General features: G+C 34.0%; 16 protein-coding genes. 3 read left to right on the forward strand and 13 right to left on the reverse strand.

Annotated features, from left to right (window positions below; genetic code table 11):
• Positions 1-497: 497 nt before the first annotated feature.
• Positions 498-1,634, reverse strand: a complete 1,137-nt coding sequence (locus C0J27_RS00835) for a hypothetical protein (RefSeq protein ID WP_115585312.1) — start codon at positions 1,632-1,634, stop codon at positions 498-500.
• Positions 1,635-1,893: 259 nt separating this feature from the next.
• Here C0J27_RS00835 and C0J27_RS00840 point away from each other — a divergent pair, with 259 nt between their 5' ends.
• The gene (locus tag C0J27_RS00840) at positions 1,894-3,297 is read left to right on the forward strand and encodes a glutamine synthetase family protein (protein WP_162801703.1); all 1,404 of its coding nucleotides are present in this window, start codon (positions 1,894-1,896) and stop codon (positions 3,295-3,297) included.
• A gap of 187 nt (positions 3,298-3,484) precedes the next feature.
• Here C0J27_RS00840 and C0J27_RS00845 read toward each other — a convergent pair whose 3' ends face one another.
• Together C0J27_RS00845 and C0J27_RS00850 are read right to left on the reverse strand one after the other, a co-directional pair.
• Entirely contained in the window at positions 3,485-3,928 is a 444-nt protein-coding gene (locus C0J27_RS00845; protein ID WP_115585314.1) for a hypothetical protein, read from the reverse strand.
• A 348-nt stretch (positions 3,929-4,276) separates the two neighbouring features.
• Positions 4,277-5,380 (reverse strand): ACP S-malonyltransferase, encoded by a 1,104-nt coding sequence (locus C0J27_RS00850; RefSeq protein WP_115585315.1) that lies wholly within the window; start codon positions 5,378-5,380, stop codon positions 4,277-4,279.
• Positions 5,381-5,845: 465 nt separating this feature from the next.
• Here C0J27_RS00850 and C0J27_RS00855 point away from each other — a divergent pair, with 465 nt between their 5' ends.
• Positions 5,846-6,364 (forward strand): ankyrin repeat domain-containing protein, encoded by a 519-nt coding sequence (locus tag C0J27_RS00855; protein WP_115585316.1) that lies wholly within the window; start codon positions 5,846-5,848, stop codon positions 6,362-6,364.
• Positions 6,365-6,906: 542 nt separating this feature from the next.
• Here C0J27_RS00855 and C0J27_RS00860 read toward each other — a convergent pair.
• The gene (locus C0J27_RS00860; protein WP_115585317.1) at positions 6,907-8,088 is read right to left on the reverse strand and encodes a hypothetical protein; all 1,182 of its coding nucleotides are present in this window, start codon (positions 8,086-8,088) and stop codon (positions 6,907-6,909) included.
• Between the two features lie 384 nt (positions 8,089-8,472).
• Between C0J27_RS00860 and C0J27_RS00865 the strand changes: the two genes are divergently transcribed.
• The gene (locus tag C0J27_RS00865) at positions 8,473-8,844 is read left to right on the forward strand and encodes a hypothetical protein (protein WP_115585318.1); all 372 of its coding nucleotides are present in this window, start codon (positions 8,473-8,475) and stop codon (positions 8,842-8,844) included.
• A 153-nt stretch (positions 8,845-8,997) separates the two neighbouring features.
• Here the strand turns inward: C0J27_RS00865 and gltX are convergent, their stop codons facing one another.
• The 9 genes from gltX to C0J27_RS00910 all read right to left on the reverse strand — a co-directional run bounded on the left by gltX (position 8,998) and on the right by C0J27_RS00910 (position 19,895).
• A complete protein-coding gene (gene gltX / locus C0J27_RS00870) occupies positions 8,998-10,428 on the reverse strand; it encodes a glutamate--tRNA ligase (RefSeq protein WP_115585319.1) in 1,431 nt (476 codons plus the stop codon).
• 7 nt (positions 10,429-10,435) lie between these two features.
• The gene (locus C0J27_RS00875) at positions 10,436-11,197 is read right to left on the reverse strand and encodes a tetratricopeptide repeat protein (protein WP_162801704.1); all 762 of its coding nucleotides are present in this window, start codon (positions 11,195-11,197) and stop codon (positions 10,436-10,438) included.
• A 540-nt stretch (positions 11,198-11,737) separates the two neighbouring features.
• Positions 11,738-12,019 carry a 50S ribosomal protein L32 gene (rpmF, locus tag C0J27_RS00880; protein WP_115585321.1) on the reverse strand — a complete coding sequence of 94 codons (282 nt, stop codon included), beginning with the start codon at positions 12,017-12,019 and terminating at the stop codon, positions 11,738-11,740.
• Positions 12,020-12,125: 106 nt separating this feature from the next.
• On the reverse strand, positions 12,126-13,238 hold the full coding sequence (gene dprA / locus C0J27_RS00885; protein WP_115585322.1) for a DNA-processing protein DprA: 1,113 nt from the start codon (positions 13,236-13,238) through the stop codon (positions 12,126-12,128).
• A 12-nt stretch (positions 13,239-13,250) separates the two neighbouring features.
• Positions 13,251-13,787, reverse strand: coding sequence for an ankyrin repeat domain-containing protein (locus C0J27_RS00890; RefSeq protein WP_115585323.1), 537 nt, complete (start codon positions 13,785-13,787; stop codon positions 13,251-13,253).
• A 111-nt stretch (positions 13,788-13,898) separates the two neighbouring features.
• The gene (locus C0J27_RS00895; protein ID WP_115585324.1) at positions 13,899-14,426 is read right to left on the reverse strand and encodes a hypothetical protein; all 528 of its coding nucleotides are present in this window, start codon (positions 14,424-14,426) and stop codon (positions 13,899-13,901) included.
• A gap of 393 nt (positions 14,427-14,819) precedes the next feature.
• On the reverse strand, positions 14,820-16,364 hold the full coding sequence (locus tag C0J27_RS00900; RefSeq protein WP_115585325.1) for a hypothetical protein: 1,545 nt from the start codon (positions 16,362-16,364) through the stop codon (positions 14,820-14,822).
• A gap of 147 nt (positions 16,365-16,511) precedes the next feature.
• Complete coding sequence (gyrA, locus tag C0J27_RS00905) at positions 16,512-19,157, reverse strand: DNA gyrase subunit A (RefSeq protein ID WP_115585326.1); 2,646 nt, start codon at positions 19,155-19,157, stop codon at positions 16,512-16,514.
• A 405-nt stretch (positions 19,158-19,562) separates the two neighbouring features.
• Positions 19,563-19,895: a hypothetical protein gene (locus C0J27_RS00910; RefSeq protein WP_115585327.1), complete on the reverse strand. Its 333-nt coding sequence runs from the start codon at positions 19,893-19,895 to the stop codon at positions 19,563-19,565.
• Positions 19,896-20,250: the final 355 nt, after the last annotated feature.

Below are 20,250 nucleotides of genomic sequence, written 5' to 3' on the forward strand. Positions count from 1 at the left end.
ATTCTATTTGAAATAATTATACATTTTGCAGTATTTAAAAATCAATAGATTAAAATGTTAATTTAATAAAAACTACGATGAACAATTTTTACAAACCATACCCGCTTTTATTACCTTTACAAAAGCTTCATTGCACCAATCATTAGGTTGAGTGAATCAATTTTTCATTCAAAAGTTTTGCCCTACGATTTCTAAAAAACTCCTGAATTTGGTAGCCGGTGGGCCTGATACACTATTTTTTAAACTAAATAAGCGTAAAATGACGTGCGCCAGAACTGTTTGCGCAGATGAGCACAGCAATATCGTAGGATGGCATAATTATTTTGAATTTGGTTGACAGAACATAATTGGAATTGTCAGTAGACTCTATTTTTAAACATAGTGTATGCACAAAGAGAAGAGAGGCTTGGATATTCCTGGCCTCTCTTCTTTACTAATTATCAAATAATTATTCTATTTACACGTATATAATTAATTTCTACACGTAGTGGATTCAATTAAGATCCTAATAAAAAATCATTAGCAACACTCGTTGGCGATTGTGATCCAGAAACATCTTGAATATCTTTAAATAAAACAGATTCTGATGAATTGTCAGCTTCTTCTCCACTAACTTCAGTTCTCAATGGTTTTGTATCTACAAGGTCAAAAATACTATTAAAAACAGATCGTATAGACTCAATAGTAGCAGTTAATGCTTGCTTACCAGCCTTACCTATTTCCATAATTTTAGCAGTTATTTGCTCTATCATAGTATATTTTTGTTCAGCTGACATACGATCACCCACCACTGTCTCTACCGCATCACTAACGACTGTCTTGACTCCAGGTTCATCATTATTTTCTAGGGCATTGCCAGCTTTCTCAGCTGCTTTACCAACAGCTTCTTCTCTTGCTGGCGTATTTTTTTGAGCTGCTTCTGCATTTTTACGAGCTTGATCTGCTTTATTTTGTGCTTCAGTTTTTTGTTCTGGCGTTAGTTCTTGTTCTGCTTTAGTTCTATAATCAGTATATTCTGTCGCTATACCTGATGCATCATAAGATGTTGAGTCAAGTGGTTTATTATTTGCATCAAAGTTAGTTATATCAAATGTACCATCTTTTCTATATCTTATTTTTTGAGCTTCTTTTCCTTGTGAGTTTAAAATTGATTCATCCATAGAACCATCACGATTGTAAGTCGTTTTTTTTGTTATGCGAGTTTCACTAATTTGCTTATTACCTTTTCTATCTTTTTTCATTTTGTATTGAGTAACTGTAGATTCTTTAGGGTTACCATTTTTGTCAAATGTAATATTCATCTCTGATGTGTTATCTAAATTAAAAGTCTGATTAAATTGATCTCCATTCTTTCCCGGAGCTGATTCGACTCCATGCATATTTTTAACAATATTTAAATTTTGATTAGGTACATCAGAACCTGATTTTGACTCTGCAAGTTTAGGAGTCTTAGCAGCTTTAGCTTGTACATCTTTAGGTGCATCTGGTGCCACTTTTACAGCCTCACCTGATTTTGCTGTTCCCCCTTTACTTTTTACAGACTTTCCTGGTTCAGCATAACCATGCATAGCATCAATATGTTTTCCAGATGCCACTGCAAGCAACGTACACAACGTGATCATAATTTTCTTCATTACTACTCTCCTTTTTAAACTTACTAAAAATCCTATTTAGGATAATTATATATTGTATTATTCATCAAAATCAACAGATTGAAACTGTTGCAGTTTTTTATTAAAACTACCACGCATAATACATTTTCAGTATATCTGCTTTTACTGGGGCTATAGATCGATACAATAGCTCATGTCAGCAATCTTTGAATTGCTATTTCAGCTACTTTTTTATACATTGATTGCTAATTATATTTTTTATTTTCTACAAAGGATTTCTATGAAAAAGTTTTTTTCGCTGATGATCGCTCTGTTTATGATGACGAGCAATGTCATCACACCTCTCAATAAATTATCACTACAAACTTCAGTTTCTATCATGGACCAAGCAGCACAAGAAAAAGTTGAGTTTGTGCACGTGTATTTTACTGCATTGTCGGGCAATTTTCATGATATTATTATTCCTATCAGCAAACTAGAATCTGCGCTTGATAATGGTTTAAAATATGACGGTTCGTCAATCCCTGGATGTTCTAATATTTTTGCAAGTGATATGCATTTAGCAATCGATTTGCAAAGTTTTTTTGTTAATCCAAAAATAAAAAATCAACCAAAAACTGCTCGTATATTTGCAGACGTGTACCAAGATGAAGTAACACCCTACCCAGCTGACCCACGTTACATGCTTAAACAAGCAATCGAGCAAGCAGCGGCTCAAGATTACAAATTTTTTGTCGGGCCAGAAATCGAATTTTTCTTAGTAGAAAAAAATAGTAATGGTGAGCTGGTTCCATGGGATCATGGCAACTATTGCGGTGTTGAAATGCAACAAAAACATGAGTCAATTAAATTTGAAATGATGCAAGTCCTGCTTGATAACGGCATCAACCTTGAAAAACTGCACCACGAAGTGTCGCCTGGACAACACGAAATTGTGATTCAGTATAACGATCCACTCACGATTGCTGACCACATTATGTTGGCAAAACATCTGATCAAACAGGTTGCTGGAAACTATGGAATCATTGCAACGTTCATGCCAAAACCATTTTTTGGCGTCAACGGTTCTGGTATGCATTTACATTTTAGCCTTGCTGAAAAATCAACGGGATGGAATGTTTTTTTTGATGAAAATGACAGCGCATTCTTATCACCTCTTGCGCATAACTTTCTTGCAGGGGTTTTAAACAGAATTCAAGATGCAACTGTTATTGTAAACAGCTGCGTTAACTCATTTAAACGTCTTGTTATTGGGTACGAAGCTCCTGTGTATGTATGTTGGGCAAAGAAAAATCGCAGTGCATTAATTCGTATTCCACAAATTAACGCAAGCCAACCGTATGCAGCTCGTGCAGAAATTCGATGTGCTGATGCATTGTGCAACCCATATCTAGCGTGTACATTCTTGCTTAAAGCTGGCCTTGAAGGTATTAAAAATAACGAGCAAGTCAAACCTGCAGTCGAAGAAAATTTATTTAAATTAACTCTGACTCAGATTCAAGATCGTGGAATCACAGCATTACCATCATCATTACAACAAGCGATTACGATGTTTGAACAATCAAGCAACATGCATGCAATGTTTGATCCAATATTTATGGCTGAATATGCAAAATTAAAGCAGTCCCAAGCAACACAGTTTGCTCGTATTGTAACTGACTGGGAATTAGAAAATTATGTATAACAATATTTTTTATATCGTTGTTAGCACTATATAATTGCTACTTAAAAAAAAGGGTTCACATACAATTGAGTGTGTGAACCCTTTTTTATTATAAATAAAAAGAAATTGGCCATCAAGACGGGATTAAATCTTGATGGCCATTGCAACGATATGGATTATACATCCAATGAAAAACTTCTAAATTGAATTATTCTGCACGATTAATTGTTAATTTTGAGTAACTTGCAGATCCACTGCCTACCGTAATTTCATAATTAAACGAATCATTGGTTGGGAAAAATTTGCGTTCTTCATTTAACTTTGGACTGACAATCGTAACAAATTGACCTGCTTGGTTTGCAAGCTCTCCAGATTCATCTTTACCAAGACGAATAGCTACGACTTTTGTACAAGGTTCTTCTAAAATTTCTTCAAGGCACTGTCCATTAAAACACTCTTCATGAATCATAACAGATTCTTTTATATTCTTATAAAATGATAGATGCTCAACTTGCGGCTCATCATTCATAACATCATCACAATCAACATGGGTACTAATTATAACAGGGTTGCCTGTTTTATTGGTATAGGTTGCTGCCGAAAAATAACTTGGCACTGCTGCGATGAGTAACAAAATATATATATTTTTCATAACTTACATTCCTATTTTTTTGCTTTATGTTTGGTATTTGCTTACCCTCACAAAAACATTATTGCAAATAGCAATTAGAAAAATCAATAAAAAAAATATTAATTTCATGGGTTAAATTCAATAGCGTGATTATAAGCAAAAAAAGAAGAAGCAACCCCCCGCTACTTCTTCTTTTTTATACACATATTAAAATTTAAATCATGAGTGGCCGCTGCCACAAAACACTTTTTAGTGCATCAAGCGCACCTGCCTGCAGTTCACCAGAGTTTTTATAAAAAACGTAGAACAAAACTTTCTCATGAAAATTGAGTTTGCAAAGCCTAAAATTTTTACCATGCTTGATAAAGCTTAGGCAAGCTCTTCGCCTTCTTCAATATCATAATCTCCAGGCAGCTCATTAATTAAATCAGCTCTGGTTAAATCAGTTGGCTCAACAACAGCATCATCGTCAATATGGCAAGTCCCCATCGAAATCTGGTCTGGTTTATCTGATTCTTCAAATTCTGCTTTATGCTCTTGTAAAAACGATTGCAATGCTTGCAGGTCATCTAAATTTTCAATCGTATAAATTTCTTTTTCTGGATATTTTAATCGAGCCCATTCAGCAAGCTGCTTGCCAGGACCAACACTGATCAAAACATCACACCCAACAAAACCATGCATAACTTCATCCCACTGCAATGGACTATTAACACGCCGCATAATCGCAGATTCAAGCGCATCAGCTGACGTAACATACACACCATCAACACTGGTAATAACCGGTGTTTTTAATGATTTAAAATCAATTTTAAAAAAATAAGGCGCTAATTGTGCAACGACAGCATCTACGATTGGGCTGTGCAATCCGTAGGCTGCAGGTAACTCTTTAACTTTACGAATTTCTTGCTCTTTGCAATACTCTTTAATCTGAGCAATTAACTGCGCATCACCTGCTATAGCAAAGTTATCATCAGTATTGTAAGCTGCAATAAAAACTTTTTTATCATCAGTTGAATATTTTGCGCACAACTCAGTTAAACTTTCTTTGGTAAATCCGCGCGAAAGAACTAACACCGAGTAATTTTTATGCTCACCAATAAATTCTTTAAATATACGAGCATATTTTGACAAGAGATACATACTATCAGCAAAACTTAACGAGCCACACGCAACAGCTGCAGCATATTCGCCTATGCCATACCCCGCAATAAAATCTGGGCGCAAACCAGATTCTGCTAACTGTGCATAAATTGCTGTTTCCAATAACAAAATTGCCAAGTACCCTTTGTCGATCTCAGACATCTCAGCATCTGATGCTGCAAAACATAATTGCACAAAATTAATATCAAAGCACATCGATGCTTGTTCAAAAAGATCCTGAACTAAACGCGATTCATCATATAATTTTTTCCCCATACCGACGAACTGCTCGCCATAACCAGGAAATAAAATACCAACTGTTTTCTTCATCACTCCCCCTATCAAAAAAACTATTGCATACCTGATAAGATATTCTCAATTGCAAAAGCCATTGGGCTTTTTCTTACAATTTTTACCAGTGTAAGAAATTTACCAGTGCAGGATCAACCAATTTGCTAAATATTATGATGACACAATAAACCTTAGGTTGTGTGAACCAAATTTTTATTATCAATTTTTGCCCTTTGCTTTTTATAAAAACTTCGTGAATCTGCTTGCAGGTGGGCCTCATGCACTCTTTTTCAAACTCAAAAATCGCATAGTGGGGCCCTATCACCAATGTTTCCGGAGATGAGCGCAACGATATCGCAGGTTTGTATCCACTTTTAAATTTAGTTCACACAGCCTAGAAAACCAATTTTAAAATACATTCAAACAGAGATATTGATACAGACTTAAAAAATGTAGTATATTTCTAATATGCAACATTTTTCATGAAAATAAAGGTCATTGTCTATGAAAAAAATAGTTAAAATAGTTGTGTACGCTTTTGCTATAAGCTTTATCAACAAACTTATACAAAGTCAGCCTGTTATAGACAAACAAGCAATAACTCCACGTACAAATCTTACCGATAATAAAAATTCAGCTTCATCTCAACTGAACCAACTACAACATCTCCATAATCGATGGAAAAGAAAACAACTACCAAATAGTTCCGAAGTTGCTCCTGAGATGGCTACAATTTATGATAATCAAGATGCTCCAGTACATTATGCAAGCAATGAATATCCACTTATAACAGCAGCTAAAAAAAATGATCTTGAAACAATTAAAAAGCTGCTTGAACAAAAAGTAGATGTCAATGTGCGAGATCTTACCAATAAAACTGCGTATGATTATGCGGTGGCAAACTCAAACAGTTGGATTCGATCAACAGAGCGAAAAAATCGAGCTTTGCAAATAAGTAAGCTCATAGAACCTGATATATATGATTATAAAAATCCTGATGGATCGATAAAAGAAATTGATTAAAAAATTATACAATTTTAAAAAGGCTCTAGGTTGAGCAAACCAAATTTTTAGGAGAGAGTTTTGCAATACGTTTTCTAAAAAAACTTCGGGAATTTGCTTGCCGGTTGGCCTGATGCACTCTTTTTAAATCTTAGCCAGGTTTCATATCTTAAAGTTTGCTTCGTTTGTTGCATAGATTGACGTGTTTTTCATTAAATAAGCGTAACGTGGCCGCCGCTACCCATATTTCCGGCTGTGTCCGGCATAGCTTTATGCGAAGCCTGGGAGATGAATGAAGCGATATCGCAAGTTTTTATCAATTTTTAAATTTAAAGCAGACAAAGGCCTACAACATAATTATGCTGTAGGCCTTTGTCTGCTTTATAAACCAACATGTAAAAGTAGTACAATATGCTGCACTATCGCTTTGCTTACTTATAAAAAAAATCTAGCGCCAGCAATTCTATACTTTTAAAATTTTAAAAAGAATGGAGCAGCCACACTTGCCTGCACACCCCTGAAGCTTGAATAAAAAACGTGTGAAAAAACTCACACTATACACCTTAACTGGTTTTAGTAATTTTTAATAAATTCTTGATTATGGTAAATTTTTTATTGTTATCATAATAAAAATCATAATCTAATCCATCATCATCATTATCAAAAAGCTCTATTCCTTTTTTTATTTTTATATCAAGCATCTCTAAATATAAGCTGATACTAGAATTTATATGGCAATCAAAATGTTTAAGCTGTTGCAATAAGCTATATAAATCATTGTACTGATCTAAAAAATTTTCATCGTCATACGCATTATAACCACCTTGTTCTATTTCAAGATCTTTAATCATAGTCCATAAAAGATTCTCAATTGATGCTTCTACATGTAACTGTGCTGATGATAAAGCAATCTTTTTATCTGTATGCAAAATATATTTATTTTTAGATTTATTTTGATGCATATATTTCTCATCAAAATCTTTTATTTTACACTCTAGAGCAACAATGCACGCTGTTTCTTTAAGAAATAATTCTTCAGCTTCTTGCTTTTCTTGCTCTGCAATTTTTGCAGCTTTTCTTCGTGCATTTTTTGCATCTTGTCGTAATTTTTCTTTAGCTTTTTTTGCTAATTTTTGAGCCTCTTGCTCTGCTTGTAATGCAAGTTGCTGATTTTTTTTACTATTTTTTTTACCGCTCACAACAGGAGTCTTAATACAATCTTGTATTTCATGAAGACCCATCCCGCACGATATGTTTTTGTTGCAAACTTCTTGCTGCTCTATAACATCATATTCTTGAATAAAAGTATCGGTTGATTGAGTAAAATCAGTTTCAGAAATATTTTCATCAGTAATTGAACTCATAGATTGCAAAGATACTGAAGACGGCTTACTCCCCAATGGTTCTAATTTTTTTTCAAGGCATCGCTGCGTCCAAGGTGTATTTTGTATATCTTCAGGTAGTTGTTGATAAAAATCACGAAACAAATGTTCATCTTTATTATTTTTTAAAATTTCAGATTGTTTATAACCCCAACAGGTCACAAACGATTGAAAAGCTTCATCTGAATATTCTACGATTTGTTCTTCAAGACTCAAAGTTTTTTCTTCGTGAAGGGTTGTATGCAAAGATCTACTATCTTGAAACTTACAATTATCTGATTGTAATGATGCGTTCATACAATAAGTCATCGTTATAAATACAAAAAAATATATGCATACGACAACGACTGATTTGTTTTTCATAATTTTGTTCTTCCTTTTATACAACTTATTAAATTTAATTTAAAAACAAGCAACTTTTGTATATATTTTTTAATACAAAACCTGCAGAATATCTTACAAAAATAACAAAAATAATACAAATCGTCAAAGAACATGATTTCAAAGTGAAATTATCACAAATATTTCATAAGGTAAGTACCGCAATACTATAGGTTTTTATGCAGTTTTCAATTTATTTTAAATAGCCAAGCATATTTTTATAGTCGCAATGTAAGACTTTATCATTATTAATATCATGCATATCAAGTAACTAATAAAATGACCCTGTTGACAATTATCCAAACCAAAATTATTATTTCAAATAGAAACTATTAATAAGCTGTACATACTAAAACAAGGATAAAAATGAAAAACAAATTCAAATCAGTAATAATAAGCTCACTATTATTTATTGGATTATCACCATCTGTTCATGCTGAAGTAGCATATAACAAAGTAACGCGTAAATTTTATTCAATTGGTGCTGATAAAAAAGTAGATCAAAATGAATATCACAATATTATCATATCATTATTTAAAATTATGAACTCAGATCAAACTGGAGATATAAATATTATACACAAAAAAATGCTACAGTTATTAAAGTCAAAAAAAACAGCTGCGAGCAAAAGAGTTCTTTTTGAACTAGAACATTATCAAGCAAACTTATTATCTTCAATAGCTTTGTTCTTAACAGAAGAAGAAGCTTTCGATTTATACCAACAAATTATAGAGTAATGACCCCGGACTGAAGTCCAGGGCTTTGAAAAATGAAAACGGTCATTCATCCCAGGGCTTAAAAGACCAAGGGTTTTCTGACCGGTGTAATAAATACCTATAATATAATAAAAATGGTTGGATATGAATGTCCAACCATTTTTATTATTGCAACTATAAATTCTTCTTAAAAAACTCTTGTAATCGATGTAGCATTTCATCTTTACCAAGAATTTCGATCATATCAAATATTCCTGGGCCATGACTACTACCGATTAACGCAATACGCATTGGTTGAGCAATCGCAGGAAATTTAAGATCATGGTCTTTTGCAAATGTTTTTACAATTTCTTGTAATTGAATTTTATCAATATGAGCATATTGCAACTCATCTGCAAGAATTCTTAATTTTTCTATGACTGCTGGTGTAATCCATTGAGCTGTACTTTCTGTATCATATACTTTTGGTGCATGATACAAGCTCAACACACCTTGTACAAGCTCGCGTAATGTTTGCGACCGGTCTTTATATAAAGTAATCGCAGCTTGCAGCTGAGACTGACTCCATGCAGATGTCTGACTTACTAAATTTATTTCTAAATTTTGATTAATCAGCGAACACAACTCTTGTGCTGACTTGGCTTTAATATACACGCTATTTAACCAAAGCAGTTTATTATAATCAAAAATAGCACCTGACGTACTAACATCTTGAATCTTAAAGTGTTTGATCATTTCGTCAGTCGTAAAAACTTCTTGATCACCATGCGACCAACCAAGGCGCACTAAATAATTACATAAAGCATCTGCTAGAAAACCTTTGTCTTTATAATCTTGTACACCGACAGCTGCATCTCGTTTGCTTAATTTTTGTCCATTAGAACCTAAAATTAATGATACGTGACCAAACTGAGGAACTGACCAACCAAAAGCTTTGTATAACAAAATTTGCTTACCGGTATTAACAATGTGATCTTCACCGCGAATAACATGAGAAATTCTCATGAAATGGTCATCAACAACAACTGCAAAATTATAGGTCATACCGCCATCAGAACGCGTAATAACAAAATCATCGATATGTTGCGTTGGCAAAGTAACTTTACCACGAATCAAATCGTCAAATGTTAAAATCTCATCATCAATTTCTACTTTAAAACGCACAACATACGAATGATTTTTGATCTCTTCTTTAGTTGGTTTTTTATTGCGACAAGTTTTATCATAAATATACGTTTCTTTATCTTCTTGCGCTGACTCACGTTTTTGCTGAAGCTCATCTACTGAACAAAAACAGTAGTAAGCTTTACCTTTTGCAAGTAACTCATCAACTGCTTTTTGATGTTCTGATTGTCGTGCATGTTGATAGACAAACGGCTCATCAGCTTTAATTCCTGCCCATTGCAAAGAAGAGACAATCGCATACTCATATTCTTGAGAAAATCGATCACGATCAGTATCTTCAATTCGTACTAAAAAAAGCCCGTCTTCATGACGAGCAAACAACCAATTAAATAATGCTGTTCGTAATCCACCGATATGTAAAAACCCAGTTGGGGAAGGTGCGAATCGAACTCGCACCTTATTTTTATTTTTTATATTCATCTAAAAGTTAGTTACTTACGTTCATATCAATATGTAATGATTTTAATTTTTCTTGTGCTTGAGCTACAAATGGCGATGGAACTAAAGCTTTATCTGCCTGAGTTATTGCTAATTTTTTCCATGATACAATTGCAGCAGACATGTCACCTTGTGATGCTTGATAAAGAGCAAGTGTATGCAAAGCATCTTGGTAATAGTAATTTTCGTTATTATCAGCCATGAGTTTTAAATCTTGTACTGCTGATGCAGCAACTGCTTCATCTTTACTATCAAGTGACATTTTAATTAGTTTAAGATTAAACATATCATAGTAAATAGATTTTTTTGGCAATTGAGCAAGCCCTTTTTTCATCAAAGTTATTGCTTGAGCAAGATCACCTTCTTTTTGCAATACAAGATCTGCTTGATAAAATACAAAGAATGGTGACAATGATGAACCTGTATGCTGCTTTGCAATTGCTTCAAGCAACAACTCAGTATCTTCAAATGGATTTTCTACCTGTTCTGATTCTGGTAATTCTTGTTGCTTTCTTGCAGCTTCAAGTGACTTTTCATATGATTTTGAAATTTCAACTAATCCAGCAAATGCCTGAACATTATTACTTTTTTGATACCACGTTACCAAAGCATACCCGCATGATACTAATGCAAATAAAATAACTGCAGCTATAAGCTCACGTACATATTTTATTTGAGTATATTGCATAAAAGATTGAGAGTAACCAGCTGACATATTTTTAACTGTATCGTTATTATGTTTCATATTCATGAATTTTACCCTATTTTTATTGCGGAAAATGATTATAAAATTTTACTCAAAAGTAGCAGAAATGACCAAAAACTCAAGATCTATTAAAAAATGTGTATATCTAAATTAGAAGCTGATTATGCTATCTTCTGTAAAACAAATTTTTAAAATATAAAAACCTTTGATATAGCTTTGATTATTAACGAAAACAATGATGTTCAAGTTTTTATATACAAGGTAAGGCAAAACTTTCCCCGCTTACTTAATTACAGCACGCCTCTATAAAACATGCTATACAAAAACCTACGATATCACTCCGCTCATCTCAAAAAACAGTTGTGGCGGCGGCCACTTTACGCTTTTTCATCTAAAAAAAGAGTGCATTAAGCCCATCGGCCTGCAGGTCCCCGGAATTTTTATAAAAATTGTAGGGCAAGACTCTATAATAAAAATTTATTTCAGACACCATGAAAATTTTTTAAAAAGAAAGAGCGATATTATAAAAATACCGCTCTTTCTTTAATTTATTGCTACTGCAAAATCTTCTTTGTTAAAAAACTCTTACGCGTTTTTTACTGAAGCTTCTGATACAGTTTTACCTTCACGCGCAGCTGTTGCACGAGCTTCTTTTGTTTGTAGTGCTTGACCACGTTTAACAGCTCTTTCAGCTTTAGTTACTAAGACTTTAACGCCTTTGTAAAAACCGCATGAAGCGCATGCTTGGTGTGTTCTTAAAGGTCCGTTACAGTTTAAACAATGTGTAATTGATTTAACATGTTCAACTTTATGGGTACAGCGCCAACCTTTGCGCGCTTTGGAGGTCTTCCGTTTTGGTACTGCCATGGAGGTAATTCCTATATAAAATAATTAATTTACGTTTGCTAAAGTTTTATTATCAAAAAAATTTTTGGATACTATTATGATATTAAATTATTCAACAAAAAGCAACTCAGATACGCTTCCATAAACCCATCATATCTTGAGTTATTTTTCCCTGTAAATTTAAATCAAATAGTTTTACCATTAAATCATCAAAAGAGATGTCTATCTTGCTGACAAGCGTCTCTGTTGAAGTTGCAATGAGCGTTATTTCTAAAATTGCTTTTTCATAAGGACACACATCAGATAATGGTAAAGATAACTGATTATCTTGCTGAAATTCTGTTACAGCTTGTACGCCAACAAGTTCAATAAGAATGTCATGAGCTGTGGTTACCAATTTTGCACCCTGCGCAATAAGATTATGGCAACCATCGTGCAAACCATGCTCAATAGAACCGGGTACTGCAAAGACCTCTCGTCCTTGTTCAACGGCAAAGTCTGCTGTAATCAGCGCGCCACTTTTTGCTGCTGCTTGCACAACAACCGTTCCTTGAGACAACCCTGCTATAATCCTATTACGCGCTGGAAAATTTGATGGAATCGGCTGCGTTTGTAAAGGAAAACAACTGACAATCATACCACCTGTTTGAATAATCTGATGAAACAACTGATGGTTCGATGCTGGATACCAATGCAACAGTCCAGAACCTAAAACTGCGATAGTTTTGCCTTGCAGCTTTACGACTTTATCGTGCACAAAACTATCAGTCCCTAAAGCCCCCCCACTGACAATAACCCATCCTGATTGAACAAGCGGAGGTACTAATTTATCAACCACAAGTCTTGCATATGCATCAGCCTTACGTGCACCAACAAAAGCGATTGCATTATTTTGATTAAAAAGATTACGACCTTGATAATATACAATAGCAGGTGGCTGTTCAATCGATGCAAGCAATGATGAATAATCGGATGAACCAAATGCGCACCATGAAATATGATGTTTTTCAATTAATGCTAATTCTTTATCAAGCAATGACCTATCTTTCAAACCAGCAACAATTTTTACCGCACGTTCAAAATATATTCCACATGCCTGAAAATCAGATGCGCTATAGGTATAAATTTGTGGTAAATTTTCACGAGCAATATGTTCAATAATTAATTTTATGGTCGCAGGACCAACGCCATTAATTAAACTGAGATGTAAAATTGTCTGATCTGATAGTTGGAAATTCATGATATTATTTTATTATTTTTCTACGCCAACAGATGTTAAGTAAGCAACTACTTCATGGAGATTATTTCTTTTAGCTCGCATTAAAACAGTTTCATCATGAATGTTTTTAATATTTGTATCTGCTCCAAGACTCAATAACAGATGAATAATTTTAATAGATTCTTTTTCTGATCGTTTTGGAAGAGAGTTTGTATTACAACTAACTGCAAAATGCAATAAAGTACTTTTATAATCAGGTGATTGCTTATTGATATCTTTTAAAGACTCTCTTGTTAAAATTTTATTAAAATCTTTCAAACTTCCATGACGCGCAACAATCATCAATGTTGAAATACCACGACGATCAACTAAATTACAATCTTGAGAATTAATATCATCTGAACATTCAGATTCTATATATTCCATAATATGAGATGTACTATGATCATAAAATATATCTCCTGCAAAAGCTTTCTTGTATGCTTCTTTTAAAGCAAGGCAATCATTTTCTTGAGCAATCATCAAAAAATTAGATAGTAACAAACTCGTTAATAAAATTTTATTCGCCATGATTTTTTCTTTCTATATAAATATTATTATGTAAACGCCAATATAATTTTAAAATACTCTCTTTAAAGATGAATATCGTACATCCAAAAATCAATTTTTTATGTAATGTAGTTAACGATAAAAGATGCACCCAAAACAGGCTAATGATACTACGGTGCTAAAAACACAACAATTTAAACAATTTCTTGTATTTTCATTACAATATTCTTGTTCAGAAACTGCCGGTATAGTAATTATTCTATTTCGATTGGGAGTAAATCGCTCTTCATAGATAACCCTTACATGACGGGAAGAGTTGACTGCATAGAGAACGGGTATAAATGATTCAACTGCATCTGCATGTATAAAATTTTGTGATGATTGAGGAGCAATAGATTCATAACTAACATGCTCTACCTGTCCGATTGGAAAATTCTCACTTGCTTGTACCGCCGCTATAACAATATTTTGATCTTCAACATCATTATAATGAACAGTATTATTTAATGTTTGATGTAAGTATCTTCCACCACAACGAAGTAAACTGAACTGAAAAAATTCTGTTGATGTCATGCTTTGGGGAATATATTGATGCATAGATTGTACTACGTTGCCATGTAAAAAAACAATACAGTACAAAAATATTAAAACAACGCGCATAGAATATGAAAATCTTTTTAAAATTGTTTTCGGATTGAAATAATTATACCACATACCAATGATTAGACAAGAATTGGTAATGAAAAGGGTAGATTGCACTCCAGCACAATCTACCCTTTTCATTATTTTTTGATTAACAAATATTCTTGCATGCCTTGTCAATAGCAAGCTTTCAACAAACTAGGTTCTGTTGAGTTTTGTAGTTAAGCTTTAAATTACTTACCATAAGCCTACGCTTGCGCTTTTGCGACCGTGGTGGCGGCAGCCACTATCCGCTTTTTTATAAAATTTTAGCGATTCACCCCCGCCGGGGTCTCGTTTTCCGGAGTTTTTGTAAAAAACGTAGGATGTTTTTGTTATTGTTTTTTATTTATTTTAAAAAATCAACGGAACCTAACTCTGATTAATTTTTTCTTTAACATTTTTAAATGCATATTTAGCATCTTGAGCCAACGATTTAAAAAGCTTTGATGGATTAGGCGTTTTTACTTTGAAAGCTTTTCCTAAATCAACATCCGCCATAAAAGTTGACGTTTGATATATGACATTCGTTGCTCTTGCCGCTTGACTTTTGATGCTTTCAAATGTTGTTGGGGCATAAACTTCTTGTGTCACCTGATTTTTATATATTTTATAGTCTTCATTATGTAACAAAGATTCCATAACATCAGGATCTTTAACAAATTGCAATGTTATATCATCAAAAATAGAACCAAAATCTTTTTGCTCAACAGCGTCTGAAGATTTTTTAGCTCTTTCAAGCTTAGCTGCAACGTCCTTAACATTCTGATCAATAAAAATCTTAGAATTTTTAGCTCCTTGTAATTCATTGCTTATTTGGCTACGCTTGACAGGATCTTTTTCATTATCATACGCTTCTTGCAATGTCGTTATTTTATTATTAGTATCAATTGCAATTTGGCGAGCTTCATCTAAATTATTTTTTGCAATACTCACTTTTGTTGTTTTATCACTATATTTGATAACCGTATTTTCCATTCTTTTCATAACATCTGCAGGATCTTCTAGAGAAATTTCTTGTCGTAGAATATCTAAATTTTTTTCTGCTTGCTGATATGCATCTTGAACACTTAGATCAGTTTGCGCCATCAGCTCAAGATTATCTCGCGTTGCGATTGCTTTATTATATGCATCTTGTTGTTTTTTATATGCTTCAGCTTGTTTTTCAAGATTCTCAGGTCTTTTAAATTCTGCTAACTCTTGCTGAGCTTTTTGTAACAAAATCTGACGAGATGCTGTTAATTCATTTTTATAAGCGTCTATATCTAAGGTAGTTGACTCAATAACTCCATTTTCATCTTGTAAAGGCTGACCATGTGCATCAAATTCTAATATTTGTATAGTCTTTACTTTAACACTCCCATCTTCTACCTTTTCTTTTACTTTTCCACTAACCATGTAATGTGAACCATCTTCTCGACGCCCCATCGTCATGACTTTTTGACCTTGAGGTAACGATTCCTGCATAACCTGAGCGATTGAGTCATCTGGTTTTTGCATCGTGCTTTTTGTACTTTGAGTAGATTTGGTTGATCCATCTGGAAATAAAGGTTCAGATACAGCTTGAACTGTTACATCTTGCGCAAAACTCGTTAAATCTACTCCTTCATCATAACCATGCGTATCAACATTGCTATTAAAATCAATCGCCGTAGCTTGTTTACTTGGCAAAGTCTGTTGTCCTTGATCATTTTTATTGTGATTATCTGCTGTATGTTGATTTTCTACAGCTCGCTCGCTTTCAATTGCTTTTTCAGCTTGTGAATGCTCTGTTCTGTGTGACTGTTGAATTGGCGCATTACCATCAGCTGCCTTACCTTCAGACTCGGTAAAACTTACAGGTACGATTGGTATGCAATGAGATAGGCACAGCAGGCACAAAGCTAAACTGTTCATTAATTTTGTATATACATTCATAACGATCCTTTTTTATTTTTATAATAAAAAGAATCATACGCAAGACCTTACTCTATAAGCAATGTTTTACAAATAAAAGCAGGCAGTATATTTTGTATACTGCCTGCTTTTCATATATCTTGTATAAAACTGATGAATACCTAGATTCTATTCTTCAGTGTCTTCTTGCTCATCATCAAAATCACCAACAAGATTATCTAATTCTGTTTCATCTTGGATTTCATCCATATCAACATCAGAATCTTCATCATCATTATCAGTAACTGGACAAGTTTTTGCCATCATTGCAATGGTTGCAGCCTGCTGCTCTTTTGCCAATGCTAATTTTGCAAGAAGCTCTTCTTCTGTATCAAAATCCTGGAACGCTACAATTGATGATAACTCTTGTTTTTCATCGAGACGAATTAAGCGAACGCCTTGCGCTTGACGCCCCATGGTACGAACTTCTGTTGGAGAAATTCTAATAATTTTACCATCTTTATCGATTAATAAAATTTGAGTTTCTTCGTTCACACGAACAATCCCAACCACATCACCATTACGTTTACCTGTTGGAATCGTTCTTACCCCAACACCACCACGATGCGCGATACGGAAATCTTGAACACGAGTACGTTTACCAAATCCACGACTTGTTGCAAACAACAAATCTTGATCTTCGGCAACAACTTCCATCCCAACAACTTCGTCAGCTTCTTTAAGACGAATACCACGTACACCAGCTGCTTGTCTACCCATACAACGAACTTCTTCTTCTTTAAATCTAATTCCTTGACCAGATTTTGTTGCAATAACAATGGTATCTTGACCAGTACTAATTGAACAGAATACTAACTCATCGCCTTCACGCAATGCAGTTGCACGAATACCTGTACAACGAATTTTTACAAACGAAGCACCTTTTGTACGCTTAATTACACCATTACGCGTTAACATCACAATAAATTTATCATGTAAATCAAATGAGTTGAGCAATTTCACCACAAACTCACCTTCAATTAAAGGAAGTAAGTTTACAATTGCGCGACCTTTTGCAATACGAGATCCTTCAGGTATTTCGTACGCTTTCATACAATATACACGACCAAAGTTAGTAAAGAACAGTAAGTCCCCATGTGTTGTTGTTACGAAAATATCTTGTACGATATCATCAGAATCACCCAGTGAAGCCATACCCATTTTACCTTTACCACCACGATGTTGTAATTCATAGGTGTGCAGCAATACACGTTTAATGTAACCTTTTTTGGTTAAGGTAACGACAATGTCTTCTTCTGGAATTAAGTCTAAATCAGATAATGCATCAATTGGACCTTCAATACGAGTCCGACGAGCATCGCCATACGATTCTTTAATTTCTTCTAGTTCACGTTTAATTTCTTTATCTAAAACTAAAGGATCATGTAAAATCAATTGCAATGCTGCAATCGCATTTTTTAATTCTTTAATATCTTCACGAATTCTATCTTGCTCAAGACCAGTCAACCTTTGTAGACGCATTTCTAAAATAGCTTTTGACTGTTCTGCAGATAATAAGAATTTTGTATTTAAAGCATCCATTGCAACTTGTGCAGATGGAGATGATTTAATAATTGCAATGACTTCATCAATGTTATCAAGTGCAATGATAATCCCTGCTAAAATATGTTCACGAGCAAGCGCTTTTTTTAAATCATATTCAGTACGTTTATAAATAACTTGACGACGGTGTGTTAAAAACTCTTGTAGTTGTCGTTTAAGTGTGAAAACAATTGGCTTGTTATCAAGCAACGCAAGCATTAAAAACGAAACTGATGTTTGTAATTGTGTATATTTATACAGTTGATTTAACGTAACGCTTGGAATTTCTCCTCGTTTCAGTTCAATAACAAGACGCATACCACGTTTGTCTGACTCATCACGAATGTTAGAAATGCCTTCGATCATCTTGTTTTTCACAAGATCAGCTATTTTAATAATTAATTCAGATTTATTAACCTGATACGGAAGCTCAGTAATAACTAAACTGGTTCCTTTTTTAGTTTCTTCTTCAGCTACAACAGCGCGTAAAATTAAATTACCACGGCCTGTTTCATACGCACGAATAATTCCAGCACGACCACAAATAATTCCTCCTGTAGGAAAATCTGGCGCTAAAATAATATCGAACAGTTCACGATCTGGTAAATTTGGATTTGCTAATAATGAAAGGCAACCTTGCACAACTTCAGTTAAATTATGAGGTGGAATCGATGTTGCCATCCCCACCGCAATACCAGATGTACCGTTAATTAACAGTTGTGGAAAACGAGCAGGTAATAAAGTTGGCTCAACGTTTGATTCGTCAAATGTTGGAACAAAGTCAACAGTTTCTTTGCCAAGATCTGCAAGCATTTCTTGTGTGATTTTTTGCATACGAACTTCGGTATAACGCATAGCCGCTGCGTTATCACCGTCAACAGAACCCCAGTTACCTTGTCCATCAAGTAATGGATAACGTTTAGCAAATTCTTGTACAAGACCTACCATGGTTCCGTACACAGCTTGATCGCCGTGTGGATGGAATTTACCAAGTACTTCCCCAACAACCCTTACAGATTTATGGTACGGTTTACTATGAATAAATCCAAGTGTATGCATCGTATATAAAATTCTTCGATGAACTGGTTTTAAGCCATCACGAACATCAGGAATAGCACGACTGACAACAACCGACATTGCATAATCAAGAAACGACGACCTTAATTCTTCTTCAATCAAAATAGGATTAACGCCTTTTTTGAGAATTATTTCAGGATTCTTTGGCGAATTCATAGATTGTTTTTCCTTTAGTTAGACAGCTCTTATTCACAGTTTTATACATAATAAAGTATACAATGCAACAGCTAAAAGCTCAAGAAATAGTTGCTACACAAGTATAACACAATGCCTTTATTTTCAGCGCAACACGTCGGTTTTCACCTTAATTTTTTTTAATTATTTTATCGACATGATCAAGTTGCACCATGCATTATATTTGTTTTTTACCGCCTGAAAAATATGCCAAGACCATGTACTTGCATAACGACAAAATTTGCATAAAAAACAGGAAATAAATCTGTAATTTAATACACGACATATACAAAAAGAGCCTATCACATTTTTTATATGATAGGCTCTGGTACATAATACTCATGTATATCAATGCATTTTTGCATTACAAACCTCTTATCAGAGGTTTTATTTGCTAGCTTTTTTGCTTATCGCTTTGATTTTTAAAGCTTTTTTAGCTTTTAAGAAAGCTGGATTAGCATTTTTCTTAATATCTACTAATTTGTCTTGTACATCTTTTAATGCGCCTTGAGCAGATTTTAATTCTTCAACTGCATCTGCAACTTTAATTTTATCTGCAATTTTAGCTGCTTCTTTTTCCAAAATAAGTTGAGCTCTGCTTAAATGATGATCAAATGCTAATGCTGCATCTTTTATATGATCTGGAACATTTGATGCATGAACAGTCATCATTGATCCTGAAAGTATCATAGATAATGCTAACAATTGTAGCTTTTTCATTTTCACTTCTCCTTAATTATTTTATAACGTACATTACTTATTTTACTCATGCGTAATTATAGTGATTATAAAAAATTTAATTCAATAGTTTTTAATGAGCAGCTGAGATATGACTTACATACTTAATTTTTATTATACTTAGGCTGTGCAAACCAAATTTACATGTGCACAAAAACCTACGATATCGCTTCGCTCATCTCCGGAAACAGTGGTGGCGGCGGCCACGTTACGCTTTTTTTATGAAGAACTACGTCAATCTATGCAAAAAACGAAGCAAACTTTGAGAAATTAAACCTGGCTAAGATTTAAGAAGAGTGCATCAGGCCACTGGCCTGCCGATTCCCGGAGTTTTTGT

It is taken from the genome of Candidatus Chromulinivorax destructor (assembly GCF_003366055.1).
GTDB classification, from domain to species: Bacteria; Babelota; Babeliae; order Babelales; family Chromulinivoraceae; genus Chromulinivorax; species Chromulinivorax destructor.

Coding starts and splice junctions, on each gene's coding strand:
- rpmF (WP_115585321.1), bottom strand. CDS start 12,019: ATGGCAGTACCAAAACGGAAGACCTCCAAAGCGCGCAAAGGTTGGCGC.
- C0J27_RS00865 (WP_115585318.1), top strand. CDS start 8,473: ATGAAAAACAAATTCAAATCAGTAATAATAAGCTCACTATTATTTATT.
- C0J27_RS00910 (WP_115585327.1), bottom strand. CDS start 19,895: ATGAAAAAGCTACAATTGTTAGCATTATCTATGATACTTTCAGGATCA.
- gyrA (WP_115585326.1), bottom strand. CDS start 19,157: ATGAATTCGCCAAAGAATCCTGAAATAATTCTCAAAAAAGGCGTTAAT.
- C0J27_RS00900 (WP_115585325.1), bottom strand. CDS start 16,364: ATGAATGTATATACAAAATTAATGAACAGTTTAGCTTTGTGCCTGCTG.
- C0J27_RS00835 (WP_115585312.1), bottom strand. CDS start 1,634: ATGAAGAAAATTATGATCACGTTGTGTACGTTGCTTGCAGTGGCATCT.
- gltX (WP_115585319.1), bottom strand. CDS start 10,428: ATGAATATAAAAAATAAAAATAAGGTGCGAGTTCGATTCGCACCTTCC.
- C0J27_RS00860 (WP_115585317.1), bottom strand. CDS start 8,088: ATGAAAAACAAATCAGTCGTTGTCGTATGCATATATTTTTTTGTATTT.
- C0J27_RS00845 (WP_115585314.1), bottom strand. CDS start 3,928: ATGAAAAATATATATATTTTGTTACTCATCGCAGCAGTGCCAAGTTAT.
- C0J27_RS00855 (WP_115585316.1), top strand. CDS start 5,846: ATGAAAAAAATAGTTAAAATAGTTGTGTACGCTTTTGCTATAAGCTTT.
- C0J27_RS00840 (WP_162801703.1), top strand. CDS start 1,894: ATGAAAAAGTTTTTTTCGCTGATGATCGCTCTGTTTATGATGACGAGC.
- dprA (WP_115585322.1), bottom strand. CDS start 13,238: ATGAATTTCCAACTATCAGATCAGACAATTTTACATCTCAGTTTAATT.
- C0J27_RS00875 (WP_162801704.1), bottom strand. CDS start 11,197: ATGAATATGAAACATAATAACGATACAGTTAAAAATATGTCAGCTGGT.
- C0J27_RS00890 (WP_115585323.1), bottom strand. CDS start 13,787: ATGGCGAATAAAATTTTATTAACGAGTTTGTTACTATCTAATTTTTTG.
- C0J27_RS00850 (WP_115585315.1), bottom strand. CDS start 5,380: ATGAAGAAAACAGTTGGTATTTTATTTCCTGGTTATGGCGAGCAGTTC.
- C0J27_RS00895 (WP_115585324.1), bottom strand. CDS start 14,426: ATGCGCGTTGTTTTAATATTTTTGTACTGTATTGTTTTTTTACATGGC.